The following is a 12,017-nucleotide window of genomic DNA, read 5'->3' on the forward strand; positions in this document are numbered from 1 at the left end:
AGCAACCAAATAGAGAACAAGGCACAGCACATCGTGGAGAGGATGGAAGAAGCATGAGTTTACTTGGAGCAATTGAAGCAGGAGGAACCAAGTTCGTTTGCGGCGTGGGTATGGAGGATGGAACGGTTGTGGAGCGAGTGAGCTTCCCGACAACAACCCCGGAAGAGACCATGGCAAACGTCTTTAACTTTTTTGCTGATAAGGATATAGAGTCGATCGGAGTCGGTTCTTTCGGACCGATTGATCCGGTGAAGGGCAGCCCGACTTATGGCTGCATTACAACGACACCGAAGCCGCATTGGAGCAATTACAATATTGTCAAAGCATTGGAAGAGCGTTTTCATGTTCCGATTGGATTTGATACCGATGTAAACGGAGCAGCTCTTGGAGAATATACATGGGGCGCTGCCCAGGGACTGGATAGCTGTCTGTATATCACCATCGGAACGGGAGTAGGAGCAGGCGCCGTGGTAGCTGGTGAATTGATCCACGGCTTGTCTCATCCGGAGATGGGGCATATTTATGTGCGCCGTCATCCGGAAGACCGGTATGAAGGGACCTGTCCTTATCACGCCGACTGTCTGGAGGGGCTTGCAGCCGGACCATCCCTTGGCAAACGTTGGGGAGTTCCCGGCGTGGAATTGACGCCGGATCATCCGGCTTGGGAGATGGAAGCTTATTATCTGGCTCAAGCGCTGATGAATTATGTCCTCATTCTGTCCCCCCAGCGTATTGTGATGGGCGGAGGCGTTATGAAGCAGGAGCAGCTGTTCCCGCTGATCCGCACGAAGCTTCAGGAGCTGCTGGCCGGATATGTTCAGCATCCAAGCCTTCATGACGGGATTGATCAATTCATCGTTCCGCCGATGCTCGGCGATAATGCGGGGCTCTGCGGCGCATTGGCGTTGGCCAAGCTGGCAGTAGATGAGGCCAAGAGCGTTCAGGCTTAACCTTATTTCTTAATTTCTTATATAGAGTGAGCCAAAATTGATTTGATTTTATTACAGATTATGGTATTATGGTTTCAACAGTATAACGTATGGAACGGGAAGCACCTTTCTTTGTCGCTGCGGCGGAGGAGAGGTGCTTTTTTGCGTTGTGCCATCGTTGTGCTGAATGCTTAAACGGGAGGTATTCGAGGGATGCAAATTGTGTTCATGAATCAGATGAGCGGAGCGGATGAGTCAGGTCATCTCCGTTCTGCTCAAGTATGGATCGGTGAGGAAGAGGGGGGATGGCAGCTCGGTTGGCGGAATATGGATCCGGACGGTGAAGTATCCGATGAGGAGTGGTATGAAGGAAATTCATGGAATGAGTTATTATGCGTGTACCGACATCAATTAGCGAAGAAGCTTGGAGAGGGCTTCCGGCCGCTTGTTGAGGGGGTATTCCATGAACCGGGAGAGACGGGAGGCAAGAATCTTGGTGTGCAGAAGCTGCAGTGCTACAGTGAGCTGTATGGCTCGGAGGAGCTGTACACGGAGCTGTGTGCCTGGCGCAGGAGAAAGGCGGCCTCCGGAAGAAAAGCCCCTTACTTCATTGCCAGCAATCGGGTGCTGCGCATGATTAGCGCTTTCATCCCCCAGAATGAGGAAGAGCTGCTGCAGCTTCCGGGAATCGGGGTCAGCAAGGCCTCGGAGCATGGGGCGGAGTGGCTGGAGATCACGACGAAAATCGAGCGAACCACAACCTTTCCATTGGATTGGGTTTATAAGCAGCTGCAGGAAGAAGTGTTCTTGTCCTGGCTGTATAAACAGAAGGAGCAGCGCTACAAGCAAGAGCTGGACCGCTTCCGAATCCGTCGTACGATGCTGCTTGGCATAGCAGAAGGAGCGTCGCTGACCCAGCTGGAAGAGCGCACCTCATTATCTCGTCGGGATTTGGTTGAGGAATTGGAGGGGCTCGAGAAGGAAGGTTATGACACCGAGCAGCTGCTGGAGGTAGAATTGAATACGATGACGGCTTCAGAGCAGGCGACGGTATGGAAGGCTTTTGAAGAGCTGGGCGATACGTTTCTTAAACCGGTATTACAACGGGTATATGGAGAAGGACAAGCCCGGAATGGAGAGGTAGAAGAGATTGGCGGAACGGAGAAGCTGTATGAGCGGCTGCGCCTGATACGGATTCGCTTCCGGCGGGAAGAGCCTGGCAAAGCGAACGCAGGCTAATCCGCACGAACGAAATCAGGACGGATTTCCTTGGGCAAGGAGATCCGTCCTGATTCTGTCTGTGGTGCTGTGGTATTTCATATCCAGTCCTTTTTGCGGAACAGATAAAACATGAGGGCACCGGCAGAAATCATGATGCCTATAACCACATAATAAGAATATTCCCAGTGAAGCTCAGGCATATTGTCAAAGTTCATGCCGTAGATGCCCGTAATCAGCGTCAGTGGAATAAAGATCGTTGTAATGGCGGTAAACACACGCATGATTTCATTGGCCCGATTGGCGATACTGGATTGGTAAGCCTCTCGAAGGTTGCCCATGAGATCCCGGTAGGTCTCGAAGGTTTCGGAAATTTTCACGGCATTTTCATAGATATCGCTGAAATATTTCTGCAGCTGGTCATCGATCAGCCGGAGATCTTTTTTGTTAAGTGTATTGATAACTTCCTTTTGCGGTCCAAGCACCTTTTTCAACCAAAGAATCTCGCTTCGCAGACCGATAATCTCGCTTAAGTGTGATTTTTTGGTATGCATCAGGATGTCTTCCTCCAGCTTTTCAATCCGCGCCTCGATGCGGTCCCCGACGGAGAAATAGTTGTCCGTGACAAGGTCGATCAAGAGGTAAAGGAAGCGGTCAGGCGTGCTGACTTCGTCCTCCCAGAGAAGCGGCTTAACGGTGCGAAGCTCGTGGATCTTTTGCTTGGTTACCGTAATAATAAAATGTCTGCCCAGGAAAACATTCAATGCCCGAAGGAAAATCTCTTCGTCGTCAAACCGGATGCTGTTCACGACGATAAAATAGTGGTTCTCGTATATTTCAATTTTGGGACGCTGCTCCTCTTCGCTGAGGCAGTCCTCCACCGCAAGATCATGCAGGGAGAAGAGGGGCTGCAGTTCGGCTAAATCATCCACGTCCGCATCCAGCCAGTAGAAGCCGCTGGCCGGAGGTGTCAGCGTCATTTCGATGTCATCAATAGGGGTAAATACGCCCGAATCGACCAACCGGATTTTCATCTGATATCACTCCTTTGTCAAATACAAACTGCTTGGTTAAGCAGTAAAGGCACAGGATATCAGCCCACCGGTATACGGGCATGATTCAAGGAAGGTTAGAATACGATAAAAGCGCATGAAAAATAACGCCGCCCTCTGCCGGTAAGCTGATCTTAATCCTATGCGGTTGTGCGTCTTGTGCATCCAGTTTCTGGCTCGGGTCACCGTCCATCTTCCATGTCACCTCTTTCATACTCGGTTTTAAACAGCACTTGTCTAGTATAACGCCGGGTGTAGGACCTTTCAAGTTGAAAATCCGGTGCAATCAAGGGCCATTTGTACAGGGTATGGAAACCTCCGGTGAAGTGTGACGGACTTATGAAAAGGTTCTTGACGAAAAATTGGGAATGATTTAAAGTAAGTATCAATTACGAACCATTTAAGACAACTGAATAAAGCGAAATCTTATCAAGAGCAGGTGGAGGGACTAGCCCTATGAAACCCGGCAACCGGCGGCAACATCGCACGGTGCTAATTCTTGCAGGAGATACGACGCTTCTTCGAAGCCGTTGTATAGTCTGACAGATGAGAGAGGCGCATTGTGATACGTATATGATGACCTTTCTCTACTTCGAGAAAGGTTTTCTTGCGTTTATACAGTCTAACGCTCTTTCTCACAGCTTTTTATGGATGTATCATTTCATATTTCGAAGGAGTGAGCCACAATGCCAATTAAAATTCCGGATGCCTTGCCGGCAAAGGAAGTTCTGGCTGGAGAAAACATTTTTGTCATGGATGAGAGTCATGCATTTCATCAGGATATCCGCCCATTGCGGATTGCTATTCTGAACTTGATGCCAACCAAGGAAACGACGGAGACCCAGCTGCTGCGATTGATCGGTAACTCCCCGCTCCAGGTGGATGTTGTTCTTCTTCATCCGAGTTCCCACGTTTCGAAGAATACGTCGGCTGAGCACCTGAAATCATTTTACAAAACCTTTGAAGAAGTGAAGAACCGTCGTTTTGACGGCATGATCATTACAGGAGCTCCAGTCGAGCAGTTGGAGTTTGAAGAAGTGAATTATTGGGATGAGCTTACTGAAATTTTTGAATGGACCAAGACGCATGTGACCTCCACGCTCCATATTTGCTGGGCATCGCAGGCCGGGCTTTATTATCATTACGGCGTGCCAAAATACAGCCTCGAGGAAAAATGCTTTGGCGTATTTCCACATACGATCAATGAAGCGTGTACCAAGCTGCTCCGCGGCTTTGACGAAATGTTCTTTGTTCCGCATTCCCGTCATACGGAAGTTCGGCGCGAAGACATTACAGGTGTTGATGATTTGGTCATCCTGTCCGAGTCCGAGGAAGCAGGAATTTATTTGGTATCCAGCCGGGATGGAAAGCAGATTTTTGCCACAGGGCATTCCGAATATGATGCGGACTCTCTGAAATGGGAGTATGACCGGGACGTTGCCAAAGGAATGGATATCGCGCTGCCGCGCAACTATTACCCGAATGATGATCCAACAAGGACGCCTCCGTCCATCTGGCGCGCGCATGCAAACTTATTATTTACTAATTGGCTCAATTACTATGTATATCAGGAAACGCCGTACGATATTGGTCCGCAAATATAGCAGTACACGGGAGGAGAGTTTGTGATGGAGAAGAAACCTTTGAATATAGAGAGCAGGCTGGCACAGATCGGGTCGGTGCAAGAACCGGTAACCGGAGCCGTTAATTTTCCGATTTATCAGGCTACGGCGTACCGCCATCCCAAATTAGGCCAGAGCACGGGGTTTGATTATGCTCGTACGAAAAATCCGACCCGGTCGGTATTGGAGGATGCCTGCGCCGAGCTGGAATCCGGTGATGCCGGCTTTGCTTGCAGCTCGGGCATGGCTGCCCTTCAGACGATTTTTGCTTTGTTCGGCCAAGGGGATCATCTGATTGTATCGCTGGATCTGTATGGTGGGACGTATAGGCTGCTGGAGCGGATTATGTCCAAGTTCGGCGTAACGGCTACGTACGTCGATACAAATGACCTGGATGCCCTGGAAGGGTCAAGACAGCCCAACACGAAGGCTGTCTTTATCGAAACGCCGACCAATCCACTTATGATGATTACGGATATCGAAGCCGTCTGTACGTGGGCAAGGCGCCATCAACTGATCAGCATCGTCGATAATACGCTTTTGACTCCATATTTCCAAAGACCCATCGAGCTTGGGGCGGATATCGTCATACATAGCGCCACCAAATATTTGGGAGGACATAACGATGTGCTGGCGGGTATCATCGTAACGAAGGGCAAGGAATTATCGGAGGAGATGGCTTTCCTTCATAACTCCATCGGCGCGGTGTTAAGCCCGACCGATTCCTATCAGCTGATGAGAGGCATGAAGACGCTTGCGCTGCGCATGGATCGGCACGAAACGAATGCAACCGCAGTGGCAACCTTTTTGACAACTCACCCGGCGATCGGCGAGGTGTATTACCCTGCTCTGCCGGATCATCCGGGGCATGAGATCCAGAATCGCCAATCCAGCGGCAACACGGGCATCTTCTCCTTTAAGGTGAAGGACGCCCGCTATGTCGAGCCGGTGCTGCGGCACATCAAGCTGATTGCGTTCGCAGAAAGCCTCGGAGGCGTCGAGTCTCTGATGACATACCCTGCCGTCCAGACCCATGCGGACATCCCGCTTGAAATTCGGGAAGCGATCGGTGTGGATGACCGCTTGCTCCGGTTCTCGGTCGGCATCGAGCATGCAGATGACCTGATCGAGGATTTGGATGCTGCGCTGGGCGCAGCTATGGCTGAAGTGGAAGGGAGCACGGGAGAATGAGCATCGATAAAGGCCCATCGGGCTTGGAAACGCAATCCAAGCAGTTATCAACAAAACGGGAGTGCGAGGAAGAACTCCGTTTCGAGACGAAATTATTGCATTTCGGCGGGGAAATCGACCGGGCAACCGGCGCCTCAAGCGTTCCGATCTATCAAGCCTCTACGTTTCACCATGAAGATATCTTTAACCCGCCGCAACACGATTACAGCCGTTCCGGCAATCCGACGAGGCAGGCGCTGGAAGATTATATCGCCCTCTTGGAAGGAGGCGTACGCGGTTTCGCTTATGCTTCCGGTATGGCGGCGATCTCCAGCTCGTTCATGCTGCTCTCCGCGGGCGATCATATGATCGTGACAGAGGACGTGTACGGCGGGACCTACCGCCTGCTGACCAGTATTCTGAGCCGTATGGGCATCGAGAGCACCTTTGTAGACATGACCGATCTGGATCAGGTGAAGGCTGCCCTCAAACCGAATACGAAAGCTGTCTATATGGAGACTCCTTCGAACCCGACCCTAAAAATTACTGACATTGGTGCCGTGACGGATTGGGCGAAAGAGCAAGGCCTGCTTACCCTGCTGGATAATACGTTCATGACGCCGTTTTACCAGCGTCCGATTGAATTCGGCGTGGATATCGTCATCCACAGCGCGACCAAATTCCTTGGCGGGCACAGCGATGTGCTGGCAGGTCTCGCGGTAGCCAGAACCCAGGAGCTTGGAGACCAATTGAAGCAGCTGCAAAATGGTTTGGGCACGGTGCTTGGGGTTCAGGATTCCTGGCTCCTTATGCGCGGCATGAAGACACTCAGCACACGAATGGCCCACTCCGAGCAAAGTGCAGCCAAGCTGGCGGCCTGGCTGCAAGGGAGAAGCGATATTGAGCGAGTGTACTACCCTGGCCTATTGAATCATCAAGGACGTGAAGTCCATGAGAAACAATCGAGCGGTTATGGTGCGGTCATCTCCTTTGACGTCGGCTCAGGCGAGCGCGCCAAGCAGGTGCTGAACCATGTGAAGCTGCCGCTGGTAGCGGTCAGCCTGGGAGCTGTGGAGAGCATCCTGTCGTATCCGGCGATGATGTCGCATGCAGCTATGGGCGAGAAGGTTCGGCATGAACGCGGCATTACGGATGGTTTGCTCCGTTTCTCGGTTGGACTCGAGGATGTGGACGATTTGATTGCTGATCTGGATCGGGCTTTTGCTGCCAGTTACTAAAGATTTGCATGAAAGCAAGGACTTCATTTGAAGATATGCCAAATCATAGAATTCGGCATCCTGTCACGGACGGGATGTCGTTTTTAATGCCGGATTGTGGTAGGATGAGATAGAAAAAGTTTTACTGGTGTTTGTTATTTTGCTCTAAGTAGGGAGGCTGCAAGAATGAGTGCGGTAAACCGTATATTGGATAAAGCTTTACGCGGTGAGCGTTTAAACCTGGAAGATACCGTGACGCTTTTTGAAAGTGATGAGATTGAGAAAATTGGTCATGCGGCGGATGTGATGACAAAGCGCCTGCATCCGGATCCTATCACAACATTTGTTATCGGCCGGAATATCAATTACACGAACATATGTGATGTATTCTGCCGTTTCTGTGCTTTTTATCGCAGACCGGGCTCTTCCGAGGGCTATGTTCTGCCCGATGAGACGATTTTCCAGAAGATTCAGGAAACCGAGGATGTGAACGGTACTGAAATTCTGATGCAGGGCGGAGTCAATCCGGATTTGCCTTTCAATTATTATACGGACCTGCTTCGTAACATCAAGAAGCGGTTTCCTAACATTACGATGCATTCCTTCTCTCCGGCGGAAATTATGAAGATGGTGGAGATCTCCGGGCTTACGCTCGAAGAGGTAATGCGCGAGCTTCACAGTGCGGGTCTGGATTCGCTGCCTGGCGGCGGCGCAGAGATCTTGGATGATCGCATCCGTAAAAAAGTCAGCCGTTTGAAAGGCACATGGCGCCAGTGGATGGATGTCATGCAAACGGCTCATAAAGTCGGCATGAATACGACGGCAACCATGGTGATCGGTCTGGGCGAAACGATGGAAGAGCGTGCGCTCCATATGCTTCGCGTACGTGATGCGCAGGATGAATGCATTCAGAACGGTTATGATTCCAAAGGCTTCCTGGCCTTCATTCCATTTACGTTCCAGCCGGACAATACAAACCTTAAGCGTGAACGCGAAACGCCGGAGGCGTACTTGAAGACGGTAGCCATCGGTCGCTTGGCGATCGATAACGTTCCGAATTTGCAGTCGTCGTGGGTAACGATGGGACCTGAGATCGGCAAACTGTCACTCAGCTACGGCTGTAATGACTTTGGCAGCACGATGATGGAGGAGAACGTGGTTTCTTCCGCAGGAGCTGTGTATAAGGTCAATATTGAATCGATCATTCAATTGATCCGCGAGACCGGCAACATTCCGGCTCAACGCAATACCCGGTATGATATTCTGCGCGTGTTTGAAGATAACAGCACCGTTGAGCGCGACTTTGTCATGCAGAACTAATTCTATACTTCATGAAAATCCGCAAAGCGGGCCGAGCAACTCGGTCCGCTTTTTGCGCGCCACTTATTAGATATTCTTTCGGACTTGCTTGTTTTTCCAAGCAGGAGTTCCGTATATCCCCGAGCGGGTCCCCATATACTGAAAAGGGAACTCGAAAGGAGTGATTCCATGGAACTGTTCAGCATTTCTGTCGGTACAAGGACGGAAGACGAGAAAAAGGCGTTTCACCGTATATTGTCAGACAAGCAGAAAGAGCTACATAAACAATGCAAGCAGCTGAAATTCACATTCAGCGCTTCGGATGACCGCGTGATATGGACGTGCTCCGGCAAGCTTCCGCTGTCCTCATGGACCGCATCGGCCGACACGCTGCGCCGGCTCACTGCCGAAGCAGTCACTGCTTATATTATGGAAGAGAAGGAGCAGGAGATTGCTGCACGGTTAATGTTCTCGGAATTCGAGTTTGATGATGAGGAAGAAGCGGGGCGGATTCTGCAATGGTTTTTGATGCTCCTGCAAAAAGAGGAAGGCCCGTCCGCGGACTTCTGGCAGAGCCGCAGACGCAAGCTGTCCGAAGGCATATACCAATGCCTAAACGAGGCATCTGAGCTCAATCTGGATGGATATATGACCTTCCGGCTTCAGTCCTATGAACAGGAGCTCCGCGAGATGGCGGAGTATGCAGTGGATGAATTTATGCTCGATCAGCAGTACGAGGAGTTTGTCAGCCTGCTGAAATATTTTGTTTATTTTCAGGAGCCCAAAATGCCGCTGGTTCACGTCATTCATAAGGGGGAGGAAGATTTCCTGCTGCTGGATGGCAATCTTCGCCCGATTGAACGTCCTCGAGATGAAGGACTCGTTATGGAAAGGCTGGACCAGGATATGGAGATTGAAGATATGGTGGTCAGTACGCTGATTTCGGTATCTCCGGCCCGCATGATTATCCACACGAGGCAGCCTGAGCTTCCCGTCATCGTGACATTGGCCCACATCTTTGATAATCGCGCCGAAGTATGCTGCAGCTGTCCGGAATGCAGCGCGCTTCTCGGAAGCGGACGAATGATGACTTGACGCACCGAAGCGGTCAGGATTATAATTACTGATAAAATCACGTAAAAGCTCTGACAAAGACATGAATCAATCCGGATTTGACCGCTCAGAGAGAGGAAACCTCGGCTGTAATTTCCTCCGGTTCGCCATTGATTTACCCCTTTGTAGCTGTGTCGTCGAACCCGCACGTCATGATGAATGCGGATGAGTAGGCTTCACCGGTTCATGACCGTTACTCAATGCTGATGAAGGATCTTAATCTATTATGTACCTGGTACATAAGGTGATGGAGAGATCGAATTAGGGTGGAACCACGGGTATAACACTCGTCCCTTCGCGGGACGGGTGTTTTTTGCATGTTCCGGTATCTTTCGTTGAAGCTCAGGCGTGCACCGAGGATCCATGCCTGGCTTCGCGGGGAGACTAACGCGTCCTTCATATATGGAAGAAACGTGAAATACTTTTTGGGAGGAATGCAAGGTGGCTATTAGCATTAAATTGCCTGACGGCTCCGTACGGGAGTATGAGGCGGGCAGCAGTATTGAGGATGTGGCTGCGTCAATTAGCAGCGGACTTAGAAAGAATGCGGTCGCGGGAAAAATGGACGGGATCGTCGTGGATCTCTCGACACCGCTTCAGGACGGAGCTTTGATCGAAATCGTAACGCAGGATACACCCGAAGGGCTTGAAGTGATGCGCCATAGTACAGCGCATTTGCTGGCTCAAGCAACCAAGCGTTTGTATGGAGCGAAAGAAGTAAAGCTGGGCGTGGGCCCGGTCATTGAGGACGGCTTCTATTATGACATGGATCTGGAGGAGTCTTTGAATCCGGAGGACCTGCAGAAGATTGAGAAGGAAATGGAACGCATTATCGGCGAGAATCTTCCGATTGTCCGCAAGGAAGTAAGCCGTGCGGAAGCGCTGCGCATCTTCGGCGAGCTCGGGGATCCGTACAAGCTGGAACTGATCAATGCTCTGCCTGAGGATAGCGTCATTACGATCTATGAGCAAGGCGAATTCTTTGATCTCTGTCGTGGACCGCACGTCCCTTCAACCGGCAAGATCAAAGTATTCAAGCTGATGAATGTGGCAGGCGCATACTGGCGCGGCGACAGCAAGAACAAAATGCTTCAGCGCGTTTACGGTACGGCGTTCGTGAAAAAAGCGCAGCTCGATGAGCATCTTCATCTGCTGGAGGAAGCCAAGAAGCGCGATCATCGTAAGCTGGGCAAGGAATTGCAAATGTTTACGTTCTCTCAGCTTGTTGGACAAGGCCTGCCGATCTGGCTGCCAAACGGCGCGAAATTGCGCCGTACCCTGGAGCGTTATATCGTGGACATGGAGGAGCGCCTCGGTTACCAGCACGTGTACACGCCTGTCCTCGGAAACGTGGAGCTGTACAAAACTTCAGGTCACTGGGAGCACTATCAGGAAGATATGTTCCCAAAAATGGAGATGGACAACGAGGAGCTTGTTCTTCGTCCGATGAACTGTCCTCACCATATGATGGTATATAAGAGCGATATGCACAGCTACCGGGATCTGCCGATCCGTATTGCTGAGCTTGGCATGCAGCACCGCTATGAAATGTCCGGTGCACTGACCGGCTTGCATCGCGTGCGCGCGATGACGTTGAACGACTCGCATATTTTCTGCCGTCCGGATCAGATCAAGGAAGAATTTGCCCGGGTCATTCAGCTGATCATGACCGTGTACAAGGACTTTGGCATCCATGACTACCGCTTCCGCCTTTCTTACCGGGATCCGCAGGATACCGAGAAATACTTCCAGAATGATGAAATGTGGGAAATGTCCCAGCGCATGCTGCGCGAAGTCGTCGAGAGCCTGGACATGCCGTTCTATGAGGCCGAAGGCGAAGCTGCCTTCTACGGTCCGAAGCTCGACGTCCAGATCCGTACGGCTCTAGGCAAGGAAGAGACTCTGTCAACCGTTCAGCTCGACTTCCTGCTGCCTGAGCGCTTTGAGCTGGAATATGTCGGCGACGATGGCCAGAAGCATCGTCCGGTCGTTATCCACCGCGGTATTCTGGGTACGATGGAACGCTTCACCGCGTTCTTGCTTGAGAATTTTGCAGGTGCGCTTCCACTGTGGCTGTCACCGGTGCAGGTTAAAGTCATTCCGGTTTCCAATGCCTTTGAAGACTATGCCAAGGAAGTGGCCGAGAAGCTTCAATTCGCCGGTATCTCCGTAGAGCCGGATCTTCGCAACGAGAAGCTGGGCTACAAGATTCGGGAAGCACAGCTCGAGAAGATTCCTTATATGTTTATCGTTGGCGAGAACGAGAAAAATGCGGGCGCCGTTTCCGTCCGCAAACGCGGCGAAGGGGACATCGGTGCCCAGCCGCTGGACGAGATCATCCTCAAGCTTCGTGAAGAGATTAACACCCACGTCGTTTAAGTTTAGCTTTAAGTGCAT

General features: G+C 51.1%; 9 protein-coding genes and 1 riboswitch. Of the genes, 8 read left to right on the forward strand and 1 reads right to left on the reverse strand.

What is annotated here, in order from left to right:
• Nucleotides 1-53: 53 nt before the first annotated feature.
• Nucleotides 54-950: an ROK family protein gene (locus PLA01S_RS25045; protein ID WP_100538947.1), complete on the forward strand. Its 897-nt coding sequence runs from the start codon at nucleotides 54-56 to the stop codon at nucleotides 948-950.
• Between the two features lie 192 nt (nucleotides 951-1,142).
• A complete protein-coding gene (locus PLA01S_RS25050) occupies nucleotides 1,143-2,168 on the forward strand; it encodes an HRDC domain-containing protein (RefSeq protein WP_127594505.1) in 1,026 nt (341 codons plus the stop codon).
• Between the two features lie 77 nt (nucleotides 2,169-2,245).
• Here the strand turns inward: PLA01S_RS25050 and corA are convergent, their stop codons facing one another.
• Nucleotides 2,246-3,181 carry a magnesium/cobalt transporter CorA gene (gene corA, locus PLA01S_RS25055; RefSeq protein WP_127594506.1) on the reverse strand — a complete coding sequence of 312 codons (936 nt, stop codon included), beginning with the start codon at nucleotides 3,179-3,181 and terminating at the stop codon, nucleotides 2,246-2,248.
• A 441-nt stretch (nucleotides 3,182-3,622) separates the two neighbouring features.
• Nucleotides 3,623-3,752, forward strand: a riboswitch (SAM riboswitch).
• A gap of 133 nt (nucleotides 3,753-3,885) precedes the next feature.
• Between corA and metA the strand changes: the two genes are divergently transcribed.
• The 6 genes from metA (at nucleotide 3,886) to thrS (ending at nucleotide 11,999) form a co-directional block, all read left to right on the forward strand.
• The gene (gene metA, locus PLA01S_RS25060; protein WP_015737127.1) at nucleotides 3,886-4,803 is read left to right on the forward strand and encodes a homoserine O-acetyltransferase MetA; all 918 of its coding nucleotides are present in this window, start codon (nucleotides 3,886-3,888) and stop codon (nucleotides 4,801-4,803) included.
• Between the two features lie 24 nt (nucleotides 4,804-4,827).
• The gene (locus PLA01S_RS25065) at nucleotides 4,828-6,012 is read left to right on the forward strand and encodes a PLP-dependent transferase (RefSeq protein WP_127594507.1); all 1,185 of its coding nucleotides are present in this window, start codon (nucleotides 4,828-4,830) and stop codon (nucleotides 6,010-6,012) included.
• Complete coding sequence (locus PLA01S_RS25070) at nucleotides 6,009-7,229, forward strand: aminotransferase class I/II-fold pyridoxal phosphate-dependent enzyme (RefSeq protein ID WP_127594508.1); 1,221 nt, start codon at nucleotides 6,009-6,011, stop codon at nucleotides 7,227-7,229. Before PLA01S_RS25065 ends, PLA01S_RS25070 begins: the two co-directional genes overlap by 4 nt.
• A 165-nt stretch (nucleotides 7,230-7,394) precedes the next feature.
• Nucleotides 7,395-8,528: a cyclic dehypoxanthinyl futalosine synthase gene (gene mqnC, locus PLA01S_RS25075; RefSeq protein WP_015737124.1), complete on the forward strand. Its 1,134-nt coding sequence runs from the start codon at nucleotides 7,395-7,397 to the stop codon at nucleotides 8,526-8,528.
• Between the two features lie 168 nt (nucleotides 8,529-8,696).
• Complete coding sequence (locus PLA01S_RS25080; protein WP_100538942.1) at nucleotides 8,697-9,602, forward strand: putative sporulation protein YtxC; 906 nt, start codon at nucleotides 8,697-8,699, stop codon at nucleotides 9,600-9,602.
• A gap of 459 nt (nucleotides 9,603-10,061) precedes the next feature.
• Nucleotides 10,062-11,999, forward strand: coding sequence for a threonine--tRNA ligase (gene thrS, locus PLA01S_RS25085; protein WP_127594509.1), 1,938 nt, complete (start codon nucleotides 10,062-10,064; stop codon nucleotides 11,997-11,999).
• Nucleotides 12,000-12,017: the final 18 nt, after the last annotated feature.

The organism is Paenibacillus lautus NBRC 15380 (assembly GCF_004000945.1).
GTDB lineage: Bacteria > Bacillota > Bacilli > Paenibacillales > Paenibacillaceae > Paenibacillus_AQ > Paenibacillus_AQ lautus.

What these genes read in the sequence shown, in the direction of transcription:
- PLA01S_RS25045 (WP_100538947.1), top strand. Translation starts at nt 54, where the DNA reads ATGAGTTTACTTGGAGCAATTGAAGCAGGAGGAACCAAGTTCGTTTGC.
- PLA01S_RS25050 (WP_127594505.1), top strand. Translation starts at nt 1,143, where the DNA reads ATGCAAATTGTGTTCATGAATCAGATGAGCGGAGCGGATGAGTCAGGT.
- corA (WP_127594506.1), bottom strand. Translation starts at nt 3,181, where the DNA reads ATGAAAATCCGGTTGGTCGATTCGGGCGTATTTACCCCTATTGATGAC.
- metA (WP_015737127.1), top strand. Translation starts at nt 3,886, where the DNA reads ATGCCAATTAAAATTCCGGATGCCTTGCCGGCAAAGGAAGTTCTGGCT.
- PLA01S_RS25065 (WP_127594507.1), top strand. Translation starts at nt 4,828, where the DNA reads ATGGAGAAGAAACCTTTGAATATAGAGAGCAGGCTGGCACAGATCGGG.
- PLA01S_RS25070 (WP_127594508.1), top strand. Translation starts at nt 6,009, where the DNA reads ATGAGCATCGATAAAGGCCCATCGGGCTTGGAAACGCAATCCAAGCAG.
- mqnC (WP_015737124.1), top strand. Translation starts at nt 7,395, where the DNA reads ATGAGTGCGGTAAACCGTATATTGGATAAAGCTTTACGCGGTGAGCGT.
- PLA01S_RS25080 (WP_100538942.1), top strand. Translation starts at nt 8,697, where the DNA reads ATGGAACTGTTCAGCATTTCTGTCGGTACAAGGACGGAAGACGAGAAA.